Origin of the sequence: Streptomyces sp. XY006 (genome assembly GCF_002237655.1) — a bacterium.
Classification (GTDB): domain Bacteria; phylum Actinomycetota; class Actinomycetes; order Streptomycetales; family Streptomycetaceae; genus Streptomyces; species Streptomyces levis.
The window spans coordinates 135,283-153,910 of the sequence record NZ_NOKT01000010.1 but is presented as its reverse complement, the minus strand read 5'-3'; the positions used below and the strand labels follow the sequence as shown (position 1 = coordinate 153,910).

Here is an 18,628-nt window from a genome sequence, read left to right as displayed (position 1 = left end):
CGCGCTTGCGGAACCAGCAGGTCAGGCACCCTTGGAGGCAGGCTCCAGAATCGCCACGCACTCCACGTGATGCGTCATCGGGAACAGATCGAACGCCCGCAGCGTCCGCACCCGGTAGCCGCCGTCGCGGAAGTACGCCAGGTCCCGCGCCAGCGCGGCCGGGTCGCAGGCCACGTACGCGATCCGGCGGGCTCCCAGCGACGACAGGTGCTGGACCGTCTTGCGGCCGGCTCCCGCCCGCGGCGGGTCCAGGACGATCAGGTCGACCTCGGTGATGCCGGTCCGCGGCAGCACGCTCTCGACCTTGCCCTGCTCGATCCGCACCCGCTCGAACTCGGCGAGGTTGTGGCGGGCGTCCTCCACCGCGCGCTTGCCGGACTCGATGCCGAGCACCGCGCCCTGGTCGCCGACCCGGTCGGCGAGGGCGCCCGCGAAGAGGCCGACGCCGCAGTAGAGGTCGAGGGCCATGTCGCCCTTGCGCGGCAGCAGGCCCTGCATTACCGCCTTCACCAGGGTGTCCGCCGCCATGGGGTGGACCTGCCAGAAGCCGCCGTTGGCCACGCGGTGGGTCCGGCCGTCCGCGCGCTCGCGGACGAACGGGCGGCCGTGGACGCGGTGGACGCCGCCGGAGCGCTCGTCGACGCGCAGCACGGACACCGGGCGGTCCAGCTCGACCAGCGGCAGACGCGCGCCCGGCTTCGGCGTGAGGATCACCTGCCGGTCCTGGGAGCCGGTCGCCGCGATCGCCTCGACGGAGTCCATGCCGGTCCAGTCGCGCTTCTCGATGCCGAGCTCGCTGACGCCCTCCGCGGCGATCATGCAGTGGTCGATCGGCTCGACCTCGTGCGACCGGTGCCGGCGCAGACCGGCCCGCCCGTCGGCCGTGACGGCGTACTGGACCCGTGTGCGCCAGGCCGGGACCTGGCCCGCGGGCACCTTGTCGCCCTCGGCGGGTACGACCGTGCCGTCCCAGCCGGCCTCCTCCGGGGTGAGCCCGGCGAGCCGCTGCAGCTGCTCGGCGATCACGTCGGCCTTCAGGCGCCGCTGCGCTCCGGGCTTGGCGTGCTGCCAGTCGCAGCCGCCGCAGCGGCCCGGCCCGGCGTACGGGCAGGGCTCGTCGATCCGGTCCTTGGAGGCGTCGAGCACGCGCACCGCGTCGGCCCGCAGGAAGCGCGCGCCCTCCTCGCCCTCGGTCACCCGGGCCACGACCCGCTCACCGGGCAGGGCGTGCCGGACGAACAGCACCTGGCCCTCGGACGTACGGGCGATGCAGTGGCCGCCGTGGGCGACGGGGCCGACCTCGACCTCGTACTCCTCCCCCACCAGCGACTTCCTCGGTTCTGCCTGCATGGCGGGGTGACTCCAAAACGCGTGAAGGGAAAGGCCGGCCGAACGGCCGCAGCGAAGCGGCCGGACAACAGCCCACCAGTCTACGTGGCTGCCGCCCGGCCGATTCACACGAGCCGTCGGCTCATGCCTTGTGGTCGGTGTTCTCCTTCGACCGCACCTGGGCGGGGCCGCGGCGCACCGATCCGGGCGCGTTCCACTCCTGCTGCCTGCGGGCCCGCCGCTTGGCCGCCTCGGAGGACTGCAGCTGGTACGGCACGGAGGTCACCATGATCCCGGGCGTGAACAGCAGCCGGCCCTTCAGCCGCAGGGCGCTCTGGTTGTGCAGCAGGTGCTCGTACCAGTGGCCGACGACGTACTCGGGGATGATCACGGAGACCGCGTCGCGCGGCGACTCCTTGCGCAGGCTCTTGACGTACTCGATGATCGGGCGCGTGATCTCGCGGTAGGGCGAGTCGAGGACCTTCAGCGGTACGTCGATGCCGCGCCGGTTCCACTCCTCCTGGAGCGCCTTGGTCTCGGCCGGGTCGACGTTGACGCTGAGGGCCTCCAGCGTGTCCGAACGCATCAGCTTGGCGTAGGCCAGGGCGCGCAGCGTCGGGCGGTGGATCTTGGAGATCAGGACGACCGAGTGGACGCGGGAGGGCCGGACGCTGTCGTCGCTCGGGCCCTCGGGGGCGGCGATCTCGGCGGCGACGCGGTCGTAGTGCTTGCGGATGGCCGTCATCGTCGCGAAGAAGATCACCATGCCGAGCAGGGCGACCCAGGCGCCGTGGGTGAACTTGGTGACGAGGACGACCACCAGCACCAGGCCGGTGAAGAACGCGCCGAAGGCGTTGATGGCGCGCGAGCGGACCATGTGGCGGCGCTTGGCCTGGTCCTTCTCGGTGGCCAGGTGCCGGTTCCAGTGCCGGACCATGCCGGTCTGGCTGAGCGTGAACGACACGAACACGCCGACGATGTACAGCTGGATCAGGCGGGTGGAGTCGGCGCCGTAGATCCCGACCAGCAGGGCGGCGGCGCCGGCGAGGAGCACGATGCCGTTGGAGAAGGCCAGCCGGTCGCCGCGGGTGTGCAGCTGACGCGGCAGGTAGCGGTCCTGGGCGAGGATCGAGCCGAGCAGCGGGAAGCCGTTGTAGGCGGTGTTGGCGGCGAGGAACAGCACCAGCGCGGTGGCCGCGGCCAGCACGATGAACAGGAAGCTGCCCGCGCCGAAGACGGCCTCGGCGACCTGGGAGATCACCGGGTTCTGGACGTAGTCCGGGCCGAGCGGGACGCCGTTGTGGACGAGGTCCTTGGCCGGGTCCTCGGCCATGCGGACATCGGTGGCGGCGGCCAGCGCGATGATGCCGCAGAACATGGTGACGGCCAGCAGGCCCATCATCGCCAGGGTGGTCGCGGCGTTCTTCGACTTCGGCTTGCGGAAGGCCGGGACGCCGTTGGAGATCGCCTCGACGCCGGTGAGGGCGGCGCAGCCGGAGGAGAACGCGCGCAGCAGCAGGAAGACCAGGGCGAACCCGGCCAGGCCCTGGTGCTCGGGCTTGATGACGTAGTCCGCGGTCGGTGCCCGCATGGTGTCGTCCAGGACGAGTGCGCGGAAGGCGCCCCACGCGAGCATGGTGAAGACACCGGCGACGAAGACGTAGGTGGGGATCGCGAACAGGGTGCCCGACTCGCGCACGCCGCGCAGGTTCATCAGCGTCAGCAGCACGATGACGCCGATCGCGCAGGCCACCTTGTGCTCGACGACGAAGGGGACCGCGGAGCCGAGGTTCTCGATGCCGGAGGAGATCGAGACGGCGACGGTGAGGACGTAGTCCACGAGCAGAGCGCTGGCGACCGTGAGACCCGCCTTGGGGCCGAGGTTGGTGTTGGCCACCTCGTAGTCGCCGCCGCCGCTGGGGTAGGCGTGCACGTTCTGCCGGTACGAGGCCACGACGGTGAACATCAGGACGACGACCGCGACCGCGATCCACGGACTGAAGTGGTACGCCGTCACGCCCGCGATCGACAGGACCAGCAGCACCTCGCCGGGCGCGTACGCCACGGAGGACAGCGGGTCGGAGGCGAAGACGGGGAGTGCGATGCGCTTCGGCAGGAGCGTTTCGCCCAGCCGGTCGCTGCGCAGTGCGCGCCCGATCAGGATCCGTTTGGGCACGTCGGTCAGTTTGGACACAACAGAGGATCGTAAGCGTTCGAACGCGGGGCCGCCCACCCGCCACCCCTCATCGGCGTTCCCTCTGCTCTCCGAGTGAATTCAGAGGCTCGTGCGGCTGCGGATTCCGCAGGTCACGCCACTTCCATGCCTATATGACTTACCCCGTCCCCGACCTGGCCCGACACCGCCTCAGGAGGCCCCATGCACGCGTCCGCGGAACTGCTCGGCGCCGCAGCCACACTCGTCGTCCTCGGAATCCTCACAATGGCGAGCGTGCGGAGCATCAGCCGCCGGTGACCATCACGCGCCGGTGGGCATCAGCCGCCGCATCAGGCACCGGTGACCATCAGCCGCCGGTGAGCAGCGCCGCCACCCCCGCCGCCAGTTCCTCCCGGCCGATGCTGTCCGTGCGGGTCGACGGCACCGTGCAGGCGTAGGCGCCGGCCACCGTGCCGTGCAGGGCGCAGTCGCGGGGTGGTGCGCCGGCGAGCCAGGCGTGCAGGAACGCGGCCGCGAAGGCGTCACCGGCGCCGTTGGAGTCGACGACCGGGGCCGGGGGCGCGGCGGCGGGTACGTGGGTCAGCTCGCCGTCGGCCAGCAGGTACGCCCCGTCCGCCCCGGCGGTGGCGACGACGGCCCGGGCGCGGCCCCGCCCGGCGATCCGCCGCATGGTCGCCTCCGGGTCGGCCAGGGCGGCGCTGGAGAGGAAGACCAGGTCGGCCTGGTGGGCGAACGGCTCGTGATACGGGTTCACCCCGTCCCAGTCGTGCAGGTCGGTGGAGATCGTGACGCCCGCCGCGCGCAGGACCGGCAGCGCGTGGGCGCACGGCTGGGTGATGACGACATGGGCGTGCCGGCTCACGGCCGCCAGCTCCCGCACCGTGGCCTCGGGCAGCCGGTCGGTGTCGGCGGCGCGCGTGGCGTCGTAGAGGGACAGGCGCCTGCCGTCGGGGTCCACGAGGTTGACGGCCCGCTTGGTGCCGAGAGGCTGCGGGACGGCGGTGAGGGGGATGCCCCGGTCGCGGTGGAGCGCCCGGACGAGGTCGCCCTCGGGGTCGTCGCCGAGCAGGTCGAGGTGGTGCGTGCGCAGCCCCAGCGCGTGCGCCGCGAGGGCGACGAAGTCCCCGCTCTGGCCCGCGCGGGTCACGATCCCGGGCCGGATCATGTGGCTGTCCGCGTAGGGCACGGGCAGTGCGGGCACGTGCACGATCGTGTCCACACCCGCGCCGCCCAGCACCAGCACGTCGATCTCGATGGTCATGACAGTCTCCTCCCCCGCCGGGCCCTCACCGGGGCCCCGGCAACGCCCCCGCCTTTGCCGATACGTTGGAGTCGGGCAGCCGGACGCGGCACCGCCCCCGGAGGGCATCATGGCGTGATTTCACCGGCATGATGTTGCCTGGCGGCCCGCACTCAGGCCGCGACGTGTTGCCCGGCCAGCCGAAAGAGAGACATGAGCACGACATTCATGAAGGTCAGAGGGCCTGCAGGAAGCGCGGTGTGACGCGATGCATATTGTCATCATGGGTTGCGGAAGGGTCGGTTCCGCCCTCGCCCAGAACCTGGAGCAGCAGGGCCACACCGTCGCCGTGGTCGACCAGGACCCCACCGCCTTCCGCCGCCTGGGGTCCTCCTTCGGCGGCCGCCGCGTCACCGGGGTCGGTTTCGACCAGGACACCCTGAGGGAGGCGGGCATCGAGGAGGCCGGCGCCTTCGCCGCCGTTTCCAGCGGTGACAACTCCAACATCATCGCCGCTCGCGTGGCCCGCGAGATGTTCGGCATCGAGAACGTCGCCGCGCGCATCTACGACCCGCGCCGCGCCGAGGTCTACCAGCGCCTGGGCATCCCCACCGTCGCAACCGTGCGCTGGACGGCCGACCAGATGCTGCGCCGGCTGCTCCCCTCCGGCGCCGAGCCGCTGTGGCGCGACCCGACCGGCGGTGTCCAGCTCGCCGAGGTGCACACCTCCACCGCCTGGGTCGGCCACAAGATCAGCCGGATCCAGGAGGAGACCGGCGTGCGCGTGGCGTTCCTGACCCGGCTCGGCGAGGCGGTCCTGCCCACCTCGCAGACGGTTCTCCAGGAGGGCGACCTGGTGCACGTGATGATGCGCACCGACGAGGTCGACAAGGTCGAGGCGGCGTTCGCCAAGGGTCCCGAAGAGGAGGGCGGTCACTGATGAGGGTCGCCATTGCCGGAGCCGGCGCGGTCGGCCGCTCGATCGCGGGCGAACTGCTGGAGAACGGCCACGAGGTCCTGCTGATCGACAAGGCGCCGACCGCCATCTCGGTCGAGCGCGTCCCGCAGGCCGAGTGGCTGCTGGCCGACGCGTGCGAGATCACGTCCCTGGACGAGGCGGCGCTCCAGCGCTGCAACGTCGTGATCGCCGCGACGGGCGACGACAAGGTCAACCTGGTCGTCTCGCTGCTGGCCAAGACGGAGTACGGCGTCCCGCGCGTCGTCGCCCGGGTGAACAACCCGAAGAACGAGTGGCTGTTCAACGAGTCCTGGGGCGTGGACGTCGCCGTCTCCACGCCACGTCTGATGTCGGCCCTGGTCGAGGAGGCGGTGAGCGTGGGCGACCTGGTCCGCCTGCTCCGCTTCAGCCACGGCGACGCCAACCTCGTCGAGCTGACCCTGCCGGAGGAGTCGGCCCTGGCCGGCACGCAGGTGGGCGACGTCGACTGGCCCGAGGACACGTCCCTGGTCACGATCATCCGCGGCACGCGCGTCCTGACGCCCTCCCGGGAGGACTCGCTGGAGGCGGGCGACGAACTCCTCTTCGTGGCCGCGCAGGCCCGTGAGGAGCAGCTGGAGGACCTGCTGTCGGTACGCCGGGACAACGCGGCGAGCTGACCGCGGGCCGGGCAGACGGAAGGGGCGTCCCGAACCAGTCGGGACGCCCCTCCCCTTTCGCTCAGCTGTCCGCGATCACTGCTCGGCGGACCGGGCGGCGGACTGCCGCTCCCTCTCCTCGGCGGCCTTCTCCTCCGCCTCCATCTCCGCGAACACGTCGATGGGCGCGGGCGCCTTCGCCAGGAAGACCCAGGTCAGCCATACCGCGAGCAGGAAGGGCGGGATCTTCAAAGCGACCAGGACCCAGCCCAGCTGCGTGGTGTCCGCCCACCAGTACAGCGGGAAGAGGATCGCGCACTTGGCGAGCAGGATCGCGCCCCAGGCGTAACTGGCCTTGGTGTACGCCTTCTTGCGCCCCGGATTCCGCGTGCGCCAGGAGAGGTTCTCCTTGAACACCGGCCCGAGGATCAGCCCGATCAGCGGCACCCCGCACAGGGCGGTGATCACGTAGGCGAGGCCGAGGCCCAGCGTGTAGAGCATGCCGGGCAGGTAGAAGTCCTTGGCGTTGCCGGTCATCATCGCAAAGACGACACCGAAGGCCACGCCGAAGACACCGCTGAAGGCGTGCTTGACGGTGTCCTTCATCACCAGCCGGACCACGACCAGCACCAGCGACACGGCCAGCGCCGCGATCGCCGACAGGTGCAGGTCCTTGTTGATCGTGTAGATGGTGACGAAGAGCAGGCCGGGCACCACCGTCTCGACCATGCCCCGCACGCCGCCGAACGCCTCGAACAGGGCGGCCTCGGTCACCGCCCGGGCGTCGTCCGCAGAATTCTCTTCGGTCGGCTTGTCGAGCGACGTCACCGGCTACTCCCGTCCGAGGGGTCTCAGTTCGTACTTGGGATTGAACAGCACCCGGCGGCCCCGGCTCATGGAGATCCGGCCCGATGCGATCAGCTTGCGGCCCGGCTCTATGCCGACGATGGAGCGCCGGCCGAGCCACACCACGTCCAGCGCCGCCGAGCCGTCGAACAGCTCGGCCTCCAGCGCCGGGACTCCGGCCCGCGGCCGCAGGGTGACCGTGCGCAAGGTACCAGTAACCGTCACTATCTGGCGGTCCTGGCAGTCTCCGATCCGGGTGCAGCCGGCCGTCGCGGTGTCCTCCCGCAGTTCCTCGGACTCCAGGTCCTCCTGCGACGAGGAGAGCCGGTCAAGCATGCGCCGGAACCGGCCCGCCGGCTTTTCGGAACGAGGAACAGCACTCATATCTGAAGCGTACCGGGGCCTGCCGACATCTCCGTAGCGCTGTGGTGAGGACCCTATTTCTCGAACCGGTAGCCCATCCCCGGCTCGGTGACGAAGTGCTTGGGATGGGACGGATCCGCCTCCAGCTTCCTGCGCAGCTGCGCCATGTACACGCGCAGATAGTTGGTCTCCGTCCCGTACGACGGCCCCCACACCTCCTGCAGCAGCTGCTTCTGCCCCACCAGGCGGCCGCTGTTGCGCACCAGGACCTCCAGCAGGTGCCACTCGGTGGGGGTCAGCCGGACGTCCCTGCCTGCGCGCTGGACCTTCTTGGCGGCCAGATCGACCGTGAACTCGCCGGTCTCCACGATCACGTCGCCCTCACCGGTACCGGCCGGCTCGGCCCGGCGCACGGCGGCCCGCAGCCGCGCCAGCAGCTCGTCCATGCCGAAGGGCTTGGTCACGTAGTCGTCGGCACCGGCGTCCAGCGCCTCGACCTTCTCGTCGGAGGAGTGCCGCGCGGACAGCACCAGGATCGGCACCCGCGTCCAGCCGCGCAGGCCCCGGATCACGTCGACGCCGTCCATGTCGGGCAGCCCGAGGTCGAGGACGACCACGTCGGGGTGGCGGGCCGCGGCGAGCTGGAGGGCCGTGGCACCGTCGTGGGCCGCGTCGACCTCGTACGTGCGTGCCTTGAGGTTGATCACGAGGGCGCGCACGATCTGCGGCTCGTCGTCGACCACCAGGACGCGGGTCATGACACCTGCCTTTCGGGTTCTGCCAGGGGGAGGGCGCCCGGGCGCGTTCCCGACGCGCGGAGGGTGAGGACCATGGTGAGTCCGCCGCCCGGGGTGTCCTCGGCGTTGAGGGTGCCGCCCATGGCCTCGGCGAAGCCGCGGGCGACCGCGAGTCCCAGCCCCACGCCGGCGCCGCGCGGGGCGTCGCCGTAGCGCTGGAAGGGTTCAAAGATGCGGTCCTTGGCCGTGTCCGGGACGCCCGGCCCCCGGTCGGCCACGCGCACCTCCACCCGGTCGGCGAGCGCGCTGGCGGCGACCAGCACGGGCACGCCCGGCGGACCGTACTTGACGGCGTTCTCGACGAGGTTGGCCATGGCCCGCTCCAGCAGTCCCGGATCCACCTCGACCATGGGCAGGCTCTCCGGCACGTCCAGTTCGACGCTGCCCTCGGGCACCCCGCCGAGCGCCATCGGCGCCACCTCGTCGAGGTCGATCTCGCGGATCAGCGGGGTGACGGTGCCGGTCTGCAGGCGGGACATGTCGAGCAGGTTGCCGACGAGGTGGTCGAGCCGGTCGGCGCCCTCCTCGATGCCCTCCAGCAATTCGGCCCGGTCCTCCTCGGACCACTCCACGTCCTCGGAGCGCAGCGAGGAGACCGCCGCCTTGATCCCGGCCAGCGGCGTGCGCAGGTCGTGGCTGACGGCGGCCAGCAGCGCCGTGCGGATCCGGTTGCCCTCGGCGAGCGCCCGGGCCCGGTCGGCCTCCTCCCGCAGCCTGCGCCGGTCCAGTACGACGGCGGCCTGGGCGGCGAAGGCGGCCAGCACGCGGCGGTCCTCGGCGGGCAGGACCCGGCCGGTCAGCGCGAGGGCCATGTGGTCCCCGACCGGCATGTCCACGTCCGCCTGGTCGGGCCGCTCGACGGGGCGCCCCTGGCCGACGCGGCCCGCGCAGGTCCACGGCTCGACGTCGCTCTCGCGTTCCAGCAGGGCGGCGGACTCCATGCCGAAGGTCTCCCGGACCCGTTCCAGCAGTTCCTCCAGGCCGGTCTCGCCGCGCAGGACGTTGCCGGCGAGGAACGACAGGATCTCCGACTCGGCGCGCAGCCGGGCCGCCTGATGGGTGCGGCGGGCGGCGAGGTCGACCACGGAGGCCACGGCCGCGCCGACCGCCACGAAGATCACGATGGCGACGATGTTCTTCGGGTCGGCGATGGTCCACCGGTGCAGGGGCGGTGTGTAGAAGTAGTTCAGCAGCAGCGACCCGACGGCCGCCGAGGCCAGGGCGGGCAGCAGCCCGCCGAGCAGGGCCGCCGCCACCGTCAGGGCCAGGAACAGCAGCATGTCGTTGGCGAGGCCGAGGTCGACGGTGCTCAGCAGCGCCGTCAGCACCGGGGGCCCGGCGACACCGGTGATCCACCCCCACACCCGCCGGGACCGCCCGAGGCGCGCGCCCCGGGCCACCGGCAGGCCGCGGCCCTTGGCGACCTCGTCGTGGGTGACGATGTGCACGTCGAGGTCGGGTCCCGACTCCCGCGCGACGGTGGCGCCGACGCCGGGTCCGAAGACGTACTGCCAGGTCTTGCGGCGGGAGGAGCCGAGCACGATCTGGGTGGCGTTCACCCCGCGGGCGAAGGAGAGCAGCGCGGCCGGTATGTCGTCGCCGACCACGTGGTGGAAGGTGCCGCCGAGGTCCTCGGCCAGGGTGCGCTGGAGGGCCAGTTCCTTGGGCGAGGCGGAGGTCAGCCCGTCGCTGCGCGCTATGTAGACGGCGAGCACCTCGCCGCCGGCGCCCTTCTCGGCCAGCCGGGCGGCGCGGCGGATGAGGGTGCGGCCCTCGGGGCCGCCGGTCAGGCCGACCACGATCCGCTCGCGTGAGCCCCAGATCCGCGACACCCGGTGCTCGCTGCGGTACCGGGTGAGGTGGGCGTCGACCCGGTCGGCCACCCACAGCAGGGCCAGCTCGCGCAGGGCGGTGAGGTTGCCGGGGCGGAAGTAGTTCGACAGGGCCGCGTCGACCTTGTCGGGCTGGTAGATGTTGCCGTGCGCCATCCGGCGCCGCAGCGCCTCGGGCGACATGTCGACCAGCTCGACCTGGTCGGCCCGCCGTACCACCTCGTCCGGCACGGTCTCCTGCTGCCGTACGCCGGTGATCGACTCGACGACGTCGCCGAGGGACTCCAGGTGCTGGATGTTGACGGTCGAGACCACGTCGATGCCGGCCGCCAGCAGTTCCTCCACGTCCTGCCAGCGCTTGGCGTTGCGGGAGCCGGGGACGTTGGTGTGGGCGAGTTCGTCCACGAGGGCGACCCGGGGGCGGCGGGCGAGCACGGCGTCGAGGTCCATCTCGGGGAAGACGCCGCCGCGGTACTCCAGCTCCCGGCGCGGCACCTGCTCCAGACTGTGCAGCATCACCTCGGTGCGGGGCCGGTCGTGGTGCTCGACGAAGGCGACCACGCAGTCCGTGCCCCGCTCCACGCGGCGGTGCGCCTCGGACAGCATCGCGTACGTCTTGCCGACGCCCGGTGCCGCACCGAGGTAGATCCGTAGCTTGCCGCGTGCCATGGCCCCATTGTCTTCCGGTCTGCTGCCTGCGCAGCGTCGACCTTACGGCCGGCCGGGGCGGCGTGCCGGTGCCGGGCGGGTCCGCGGGGCCGTCTTTGACGGAACCCTGACGCGCCCGGCCGGTCGGGGGCCTCAGGCGGGGTTGTCGCCGTGGGTGAGGGTCTCCCAGGCGACGAAGAGGTTGTTGCTGCCGGCGGGGCGGCCGCGCAGGGTCAGCGTCTCGGTGTTGGTCATGGCGTGCCCGAGGCGGTTGGCGAGGGCGTTGTGGCCGACCTCGGTGATCGGGCCGAGTCCGGGCTTGAGCGAGCCGCCGCACAGCCAGCTCGGGACGGCGCCGCCGAGCTCGTACTTGGCGTGGAAGCCGAGGCCGTGGCGCAGCCGCTCCCCGACGTCCGTGCCGTAGAGGTCCTGGCCCTGGATCCGGCTGGTCTCGGCGACGTGCGAGATGGCCGAGAGGCCGTAGCCGGTGTGGGTGAAGTCGCGGCAGGTCTCCTGGCTGAGCCCGTTGACGAAGGTCGACTGCCCCTGCCAGTACTTGACGATCTTGTCCCGGGTGTCCAGGTTCTGGCTGGGCACGGTCCTGGGCAGCGCGCCGTCGGACTCCAGGTAGATGTAGGCGGCCGTGCGGGTGCGGAACTTCGCCATGGCCTTGTCGTAGGAGGCCTTGTCCTCCAGGAAGACGGAGATGCCGACGGCGGCCTCCATCATCGACAGCTCCCAGTTGCCGTTGGAGTTGGAGCCGTTGATGATCTCCGGCAGGTAGACCGTGCGGAGCATGGTGGCGAAGCGGCCGGAGTTTGCCCAGGTCCCGGTGTACGTGTGCTTGATGATCTCGGCGGCCCGGGGCCAGGAGGATCCGGCCCAGCCGGTCTGCAGGGGCGCGTTGCTGTTGGTGTGGTCGCGGATCACGGCGGACCAGGCGTCCATCAGCTCGATGGCCTTGCGCGCGTGCCGTTCGTCGCGCGTGATGTACCAGGCCAGGGCCTGGGTGTACGCGGCGATCGCGTCCTCGCGTTCGTCGGTGCAGCCGTAGTTGGGGTTGGAGTACGAGCCGCACTCGACGACCGCCCGGGGCTTGGGCGTGCGGTTCAGGTCGGCGTACTTGCTCGCCATCATCCGGTCGAAGGCGCCCTTCCAGGGCTGGGCGCCGGCGTTGACCTGGGACCGGGCGAAGTCCAACTGCCCCTTGGAGACGGTGACTCCGGGGTGGACGAAGGCCGCGGGGGCGGCGGGGGCACTGGGTGCGGCGCCGGCGGGCCAGGCGAGGACACCGGCGACGAGGGCGGCCGCGGCCGCGAAGAGAGCGGTTCTGCGCATGTGTGGGGGGCCTTCCGTTCTCGTATGTGAACGTGAAGCGCCTTTATGAACGGGCGCGTTGGTCGGAGACGGTAGGTACAGACCAATGCGCCGTCAAGGTTCCGCGCACGAGAAAGGGCCGCACCCCTGCTGGGATGCGGCCCTGGTGTCCTCGTCGGTCAGCGGACCTCGGTGATCTCCGGTCCGCGCTGGAGCTGGCCCATTCCGCCCGCGAAACGGGAGCCCTCCTCCTGCTGCACGCCCTCGGGAACCATCTGGGCGTCGTTCGGCAGCTTCAGGACGATCGGGTCGCGGGGCGCCATCGGGCCCTCGCCGCGCACCACGACCGTGTCCCGGAAGATCTGCTCCAGCAGCCCGGCGGCCTGCGGCTGCACCGCGCCCTGGCCCGAGATCACGCCGCGCAGGAACCAGCGGGGGCCGTCCACGCCGACGAACCGCACGACCTGGAAGCCGCCGGTGCCGTCCGGCAGCTGGACCGGGACCTGGGCGCGCAGCTCCCAGCCGAGCGGACCCTCGACCTCGTCGACGATGCCGCCCTGCTGGGTGATGCCGGTGCCGATCTCCTCGCGCACCTCGCCCCAGATGCCCTCGCGCTTGGGTGCGGCGAAGGCCTGCAGCTGGATGGCGCTGTCGCGCAGCACGACCGTCGCCGCGACGATCGCGTCGCCCGCGACCTCGACCCTGAGCTCCATGCCGTCGACGCCCGGCACGAACATGCCTCCCAGGTCGACCCGGCCCTCGGCCGGGTCGCGCACCTCGGAGCTGTCCCAGGGTCCGTCGGGGCGCGGCGCCGGTTCGAGCCTCAGGCGCCCGCCCTCTTCGTCCGCCTCAGTGTCGACACCGTCGACGACCTGCTCGGCCTCGCCGGCCGCGTCCTCGGCGGCATCCCTCTTCTTGCGACGTCCGAACACGTCACTGTCCTTCCCGGTCGGATACGACCGAAGCGTATCGATTCCCACCCGCCTGACCGCCCAGGGCGGCCTGACCGCTTGTGCCGCTCGTCCCGTCCACCGCCGCGTGGCCTCCGGTGGACCCGAAGCCCCCCTCGGCCCGCGCGGAGCCGGAAAGCTCCGCCACCTCCTGGAAGCGGACCCTCTCGACCTGCTGGACGACCAGTTGGGCAATCCGGTCGAAGCGCTCGAACCGCACGGCCTCGCGCGGGTCGAGATTCACCACGATCACCTTGATCTCCCCACGGTACCCGGCATCAACCGTCCCCGGGGCATTCACCAGGGCGACGCCGCAGCGCGCGGCCAGGCCGGATCGCGGGTGCACGAAGGCCGCGTACCCCTCCGGCAGCGCCACAGACACCCCCGTGGGCAGCACGGCCCGCTCCCCGGGCGCCAGTTCGCACGCCTCGGTGGTGCGCAGATCGGCCCCCGCGTCACCGGGATGCGCGTACGACGGGAGCGGTACGTCCGGGTCGACGCGGCGGATCAGCACGTCCACGGGCCGGCGGCTCACGGGTTCACCTCGAAGGCACGGGCGCGCCGGACCTGGTCCGGGTCGTTCATGGCCGCCTGGATCTCCTCCTGGCGGCCGTGGTCGACGAAGTGGTCGACCTTCACCTCGATGAAGAGCGCGTCGGCGCGCACGGCGACGGGGCCCTCGGGGCCGCCGACCCGGCCGGTGGCGGTCGAGTAGATCTTCCGCCCGGCCACGGCCGTCACCTCGGCCTCCAGGTGCAGCGTGGTGCCGACGGGCACGGGCCGCACGAAGTCGGTCTCCAGCCGGCCGGTCACGGCGATCGTGCGCAGCAGCCAGTTCAGCGAGCCGAGCGTCTCGTCCAGGGCACTGGCGAGCACACCGCCGTGCGCCAGGCCCGGCGCCCCCTGGTGCGCGGGCTGCACGGTGAACTCGGCGGTGAGGGAGACGCCCTCGCCGGCCCGGGCCTCCAGGTGCAGCCCGTGCGGCTGGTCACCGCCGCAGCCGAAACACTGGCCGTAGTGCGCGCCGAGGAGTTCTCCCGGTGCCGGGGCGTCCGGATGACGTACGGGCGGCACGGCGTCGGCCGGGGGCTGAAGAGCTGCGGAAGTACCACTCACAGGCGCAGACCTTACCCGCGCGTCGGCCCGCCGCGGACACCGTGCCAAGCTTGGCTCCATGCAGCTCTCCGCCGCCCCCTACGAAGAACGCCTCACCGCCCCGCGGACCTGGTGGCTGATCTCGTTCCTCGTGGGCGTCTCCATGGCCCTGGTCCTGCTCCCGTTCGGCACGCTGCCGATGCTCGGCGGGCTGGCCGGGGGCACCGCGGTCGCGGCCGTCGCCGCGAGTTCGTACGGTGCGGTCCGCATCCGTGTCGTGGGCGACGCCCTGATCGCCGGCGAGGCGCGGATCCCGGTGGCGGCCCTGGGCGAGGCGGAGGTGCTGGACGCGGAGGAGGCCCGCGCCTGGCGCACGCACAAGGCCGACCCGCGTGCCTTCCTGCTGCTGCGCGCCTACATCCCCACGGCCCTGCGCGTGGAGGTCACGGACCCGCAGGACCCGACGCCCTACCTGTACCTGTCGACGCGCGAGCCGGAGCGGCTGGCGCAGGCGCTGCGCGCCGCGAAGGCGCAGTAGCACAGCCGCTCGGGGCCTCCCCCGCAAGGCGGATCTCCCCGGAGGACACCCGGCGGACGACGGGCCTCAGTGCCCGCCGTCCTGCTGTCCGGCGTCTCTTCCGCGGTGCTCGCGGTCGTCGTGGTGGCCCAGGGGGTCGTGGGTGATCTCGCCCATCGGAAGGGCGTCCGCCGGCTGCTCCAGGGTGGGCAGCGCCTCCAGGGCGTCCCAGGGCACCTGGACCTTGCGCAGGTCCGCACGGATCCGTCCGGCGAGCTTTCTCGTCTCGCTGCGGTTCATGGCCGCGCCGACGGCGGCTCCCACCATGAACGGGATCAGGTTGGGCATGTTGCGGACCATCCGCTTCATGATCCGCTGGCGCAGCTCGCGCTTCATGCGGCTGTTCAGCGCCGTGTTGAAGGTCGACGGCTTGGTCGCGTCGATGCCGCGCTCCCCCGACCACGAGTCGAGGTACGCGGTGCTGCGCTGCTTGAGGTTGCCGGGCGGTCGTACGCCGTAGACCTCGTGGAGTTCGGCGATCAGCTTGAGCTCGATCGCGGCGACGCCGGTGACCTCGGCGGCCAGTTCCGTCGGCATCGCGGGCGGCACGGGCAGCATGGCCGCCGCGCCGACGCCGGCTCCGACCGTCGCCGTCGCCTTCGCGGCGCCCGCGACGAGCTTGTCCGCCAGCTCCTCGGGCCCGAGGCCGGGGAACTGCCTGCGCAGCGTCGCCAGGTCCCGTACGGGGACCCGCGGGGCCAGTTCGATGATCCGGTCGGCGAGATAGGCGAGGCCCGCACGGGCCCTCTCGCCGCCCTTGAGGGCGCTCTGCCTGGCCCGCTCCCGGATCGCCCCCGCCCGCCGCCTGGCGACGGGTGCGGGGACGTCCACGGACGCCGGGAGGTCACCCCGGTCCGCTGCCGGTTCGAGCGAGGCCGCCCCCGTACCGGTGGAGCCTCGCCCGTCGTCACGCGCGCCGTACTGCGGGCCGTCGTCGATCGGCCCTTCGTCCGCCTTCCGCTTGGAGAAGCGGCGCTTCCAGGGAGGGGTCGAGCCAGTCACGGCCGACCCGCCCTCAGTCGCAGTCGCGGCAGATCGGCTGACCGTTCTTCTCCCGGGCCAGCTGGCTGCGGTGGTGCACCAGGAAGCAGCTCATGCACGTGAACTCGTCCTGCTGCTTCGGAAGCACCCGGACGGCCAGCTCCTCGTTCGAGAGGTCCGCCCCGGGCAGCTCGAGGCCTTCCGCGGCCTCGAACTCGTCGACGTCCACGGCGGAGGCCGACTTGTCGTTCCTCCGGGCCTTCAGTTCTTCGAGACTGTCCGAGTCGACGTCGTCGTCGGTCTTGCGTGGAGTGTCGTAATCGGTTGCCATGTCGCTCTCCCCCTCTGGGTGTCTGCGGTGTCTCCAGCGCACGTAACGCGTGAGAGGCCGGACTTGTGCCCGACCTGAGGCGGAGATTTTGCCTCACATCAAGGTCTGTTACTCAATCGACACCCAACCGGACTCCTCACGAGTGATCGGCTTGGATGGCGATGGGGACCGTACACGGTCCGAATGCCGCACTTCAAAGGCGTCTCACCGTGTACTTCCCGTGATCAAGACCCTCGAAAACCGGGATTTTCCCGGCTTTCCGACAGGGTGCATGATCACGGAGAGTAGATGGCCGGAAAGGCGCCCCTGTGATCGATCACACACGGGGCTGGTGCGGCGAACCTTGCGAAATTCCGCGCAAAGCGAACATCCCCGTGTGTCGCCGAGTTGATCGGCGCCATGATCTCAGATGGGCAGCGTGACTCGCATCACGAGCCCCCCTCCATCACGAGGCTGGGCGTAGATGTGCCCGCCGTGTGCCCGGGCCACGGAGCGGACGATCGACAGACCGAGCCCGACGCCCTTGTCGCTGCCCGTGCGCTCGGTGCGCAGCCGCCGGAACGGCTCGAAGAGGTTGTCGATCTCGTACGCCGGCACCACCGGGCCCGTGTTGGACACGATCAGGACCGCCTGGCCGTGCTGGACGTCGGTGGTGACCTCGACCCAGCCGCCCTCGGGCACGTTGTAGCGCACGGCGTTCTGCAGCAGGTTCAGCGCGATCCGCTCCAGCAGCACGCCGTTGCCCTGGACGACTGCGGGCTTCTGTTCGCCGCGGATGGTCACGCCCTTGGCCTCGGCCTCGCCGTGGACCTGGTCGATGGCCTGCCCGGCGACCTCGGCCAGGTCCACCGGGCCCCGCTCGACGATCTGGTTGTCGCTGCGGGCGAGCAGCAGCAGCCCTTCCACCAGCTGCTCGCTGCGCTCGTTGGTGGCCAGCAGGGTCTTGCCGAGCTGCTGGAGCTCCACCGGGGCGCCCGGGTCGGACAGGTGCACCTCCAGCAGGGTGCGGTTGATCGCCAGCGGCGTTCGCAGCTCGTGCGAGGCGTTGCCGACGAAGCGCTGCTGGGCGGTGAAGGCGCGCTGGAGCCGCTCCAGCATGTCGTCGAAGGTGTCCGCCAGCTCCTTCAGCTCGTCGTCCGGGCCGTCCAGCTCGATCCGGCGGGAGAGGTCCGAGCCCGCCACCGCGCGGGCGGTGCGGGTGATCCGGCCCAGCGGCGACAGGACGCGCCCCGCCATGGCGTAGCCGAAGGCGAAGGCGATGACCGCCAGGCCCAGCAGCGCCAGCAGCGAGCGGCTGAGCAGGTTGTCCAGGGCGTTCTGCCGCTGCTCGTTGACGCAGTGGTTCATCGCGTTGTTGAACTCGCTGGGCGAGGCCTGGTCGGGCAGGTTGCAGATGTCGCTGGTGACCTTGCCCTCGACGATCTTGAACGGCAGGTCACTGCCCACGTTCAGCGCCTGCGCCGCGAGCAGGTAGATGATCGACAGCAGCAGGATGCCGGCGATCAGGAACATGCCGCCGTACAGCAGCGTGAGCCGTATGCGGATGGTGGGGCGCAGCCAGGGGAAGGGCGGTACGGGCCTTCTGGGATCCCAGGTGGGCTTCGGGGGCGCCTGCGGAGGCGCGGGGGTCGCTGCCACGGGGGATCAGATCCGGTAGCCGGAGCCGGGGACGGTGACGATGACGGGCGGCTCGCCGAGCTTGCGGCGCAGGGTCATGACCGTCACGCGCACGACGTTGGTGAACGGGTCGGTGTTCTCGTCCCACGCCTTCTCCAGGAGCTGCTCCGCCGAGACGACGGCGCCCTCGCTGCGCATCAGCACCTCCAGGACGGCGAACTCCTTCGGCGCGAGCTGGACCTCCTTGCCGTCGCGGAAGACCTCGCGGCGGTTGGGGTCGAGCTTGATGCCGGCGCGCTCCAGCACGGGCGGCAGGGGCACGCTGGTGCGCCGGCCCAGGGCGCGGACGCGGGCGATGAGCTCGCTGAAGGCGAACGGCTTGGGCAGGTAGTCGTCGGCGCCGATCTCCAGACCCTCCACACGGTCGCTGACGTCGCCGGAGGCCGTGAGCATCAGCACGCGCGTGGGCATGCCGAGTTCGACGATCTTGCGGCAGACGTCGTCGCCGTGCACCAGCGGGAGGTCGCGGTCGAGGACGACCACGTCGTAGTCGTTCACGCCGATGCGTTCCAGGGCGGCCGCACCGTCGTAGACGACGTCGACCGCCATGGCCTCCCGGCGCAGTCCGGTGGCCACCGCATCGGCGAGCAGTTGCTCGTCCTCGACGACGAGTACGCGCACGTCCCTTGTCCTTCCTGATGTCCGCCCGCACAGCGCTCTTCGGGCGCACGCGGGCAGGGGGTTCGACGGTGTCGGTGTGTTGCCCTCCATCCTGCCCTTTTCGGCCATAAGTCGGAGGTAAGGCGGGTGCGGGGCCGTGGAGGCGGCGGGGAATAAGAGATTTTCTCCCCCGGTTAGGTTTCCACGGAAGGGAGCTTGGGGAGGACGGCTTTACATCCCACGATCACTCTCTGCAGGTACCGCACCACCATG

At 71.4% G+C, this 18,628-nt stretch carries 18 protein-coding genes; 3 read left to right on the top strand and 15 right to left on the bottom strand.

What is annotated here, in order from left to right:
* Positions 1-21: 21 nt before the first annotated feature.
* The 3 genes from CHR28_RS13950 to CHR28_RS13940 form a co-directional block, all read right to left on the bottom strand.
* Entirely contained in the window at positions 22-1,350 is a 1,329-nt protein-coding gene (locus CHR28_RS13950; RefSeq protein ID WP_094053914.1) for a class I SAM-dependent RNA methyltransferase, read from the bottom strand.
* 121 nt (positions 1,351-1,471) lie between these two features.
* Positions 1,472-3,523, bottom strand: coding sequence for an APC family permease (locus CHR28_RS13945; protein ID WP_094053913.1), 2,052 nt, complete (start codon positions 3,521-3,523; stop codon positions 1,472-1,474).
* 328 nt (positions 3,524-3,851) lie between these two features.
* Positions 3,852-4,766 carry a PfkB family carbohydrate kinase gene (locus CHR28_RS13940; RefSeq protein ID WP_094053912.1) on the bottom strand — a complete coding sequence of 305 codons (915 nt, stop codon included), beginning with the start codon at positions 4,764-4,766 and terminating at the stop codon, positions 3,852-3,854.
* Between the two features lie 247 nt (positions 4,767-5,013).
* Between CHR28_RS13940 and CHR28_RS13935 the strand changes: the two genes are divergently transcribed.
* Positions 5,014-5,685, top strand: coding sequence for a potassium channel family protein (locus CHR28_RS13935; RefSeq protein ID WP_094053911.1), 672 nt, complete (start codon positions 5,014-5,016; stop codon positions 5,683-5,685).
* Positions 5,685-6,362 (top strand): potassium channel family protein, encoded by a 678-nt coding sequence (locus CHR28_RS13930; RefSeq protein WP_094053910.1) that lies wholly within the window; start codon positions 5,685-5,687, stop codon positions 6,360-6,362. Before CHR28_RS13935 ends, CHR28_RS13930 begins: the two co-directional genes overlap by 1 nt.
* 75 nt (positions 6,363-6,437) lie before the next feature.
* Here the strand turns inward: CHR28_RS13930 and CHR28_RS13925 are convergent, their stop codons facing one another.
* The 8 genes from CHR28_RS13925 to CHR28_RS13890 all read right to left on the bottom strand — a co-directional run bounded on the left by CHR28_RS13925 (position 6,438) and on the right by CHR28_RS13890 (position 14,210).
* A complete protein-coding gene (locus CHR28_RS13925; protein ID WP_094053909.1) occupies positions 6,438-7,169 on the bottom strand; it encodes a DUF3159 domain-containing protein in 732 nt (243 codons plus the stop codon).
* Positions 7,170-7,172: 3 nt separating this feature from the next.
* On the bottom strand, positions 7,173-7,571 hold the full coding sequence (locus CHR28_RS13920) for an OB-fold nucleic acid binding domain-containing protein (protein ID WP_094053908.1): 399 nt from the start codon (positions 7,569-7,571) through the stop codon (positions 7,173-7,175).
* Positions 7,572-7,624: 53 nt separating this feature from the next.
* A complete protein-coding gene (locus CHR28_RS13915) occupies positions 7,625-8,308 on the bottom strand; it encodes a response regulator (RefSeq protein ID WP_094053907.1) in 684 nt (227 codons plus the stop codon).
* Positions 8,305-10,848: a sensor histidine kinase gene (locus tag CHR28_RS13910; protein ID WP_094053906.1), complete on the bottom strand. Its 2,544-nt coding sequence runs from the start codon at positions 10,846-10,848 to the stop codon at positions 8,305-8,307. Before CHR28_RS13910 ends, CHR28_RS13915 begins: the two co-directional genes overlap by 4 nt.
* A gap of 132 nt (positions 10,849-10,980) precedes the next feature.
* On the bottom strand, positions 10,981-12,165 hold the full coding sequence (locus tag CHR28_RS13905; RefSeq protein ID WP_094053905.1) for an alginate lyase family protein: 1,185 nt from the start codon (positions 12,163-12,165) through the stop codon (positions 10,981-10,983).
* Positions 12,166-12,323: 158 nt separating this feature from the next.
* Complete coding sequence (locus CHR28_RS13900; RefSeq protein WP_094053904.1) at positions 12,324-13,076, bottom strand: DUF3710 domain-containing protein; 753 nt, start codon at positions 13,074-13,076, stop codon at positions 12,324-12,326.
* A 1-nt stretch (position 13,077) separates the two neighbouring features.
* Positions 13,078-13,614 carry a dUTP diphosphatase gene (dut, locus tag CHR28_RS13895; RefSeq protein WP_179272428.1) on the bottom strand — a complete coding sequence of 179 codons (537 nt, stop codon included), beginning with the start codon at positions 13,612-13,614 and terminating at the stop codon, positions 13,078-13,080.
* 11 nt (positions 13,615-13,625) lie between these two features.
* Entirely contained in the window at positions 13,626-14,210 is a 585-nt protein-coding gene (locus CHR28_RS13890; protein ID WP_094053902.1) for a PaaI family thioesterase, read from the bottom strand.
* Positions 14,211-14,268: 58 nt separating this feature from the next.
* Between CHR28_RS13890 and CHR28_RS13885 the strand changes: the two genes are divergently transcribed.
* Positions 14,269-14,727, top strand: coding sequence for a DUF3093 domain-containing protein (locus CHR28_RS13885; protein WP_094053901.1), 459 nt, complete (start codon positions 14,269-14,271; stop codon positions 14,725-14,727).
* Between the two features lie 66 nt (positions 14,728-14,793).
* Here CHR28_RS13885 and CHR28_RS13880 read toward each other — a convergent pair whose 3' ends face one another.
* The 4 genes from CHR28_RS13880 to CHR28_RS13865 all read right to left on the bottom strand — a co-directional run bounded on the left by CHR28_RS13880 (position 14,794) and on the right by CHR28_RS13865 (position 18,376).
* Entirely contained in the window at positions 14,794-15,768 is a 975-nt protein-coding gene (locus tag CHR28_RS13880; RefSeq protein WP_094053900.1) for a hypothetical protein, read from the bottom strand.
* Between the two features lie 13 nt (positions 15,769-15,781).
* Complete coding sequence (locus CHR28_RS13875; protein ID WP_003993510.1) at positions 15,782-16,078, bottom strand: DUF4193 domain-containing protein; 297 nt, start codon at positions 16,076-16,078, stop codon at positions 15,782-15,784.
* Positions 16,079-16,483: 405 nt separating this feature from the next.
* The gene (locus CHR28_RS13870) at positions 16,484-17,716 is read right to left on the bottom strand and encodes a sensor histidine kinase (RefSeq protein WP_094053899.1); all 1,233 of its coding nucleotides are present in this window, start codon (positions 17,714-17,716) and stop codon (positions 16,484-16,486) included.
* Between the two features lie 6 nt (positions 17,717-17,722).
* The gene (locus CHR28_RS13865; protein ID WP_003993508.1) at positions 17,723-18,376 is read right to left on the bottom strand and encodes a response regulator transcription factor; all 654 of its coding nucleotides are present in this window, start codon (positions 18,374-18,376) and stop codon (positions 17,723-17,725) included.
* Positions 18,377-18,628 lie beyond the last annotated feature (252 nt).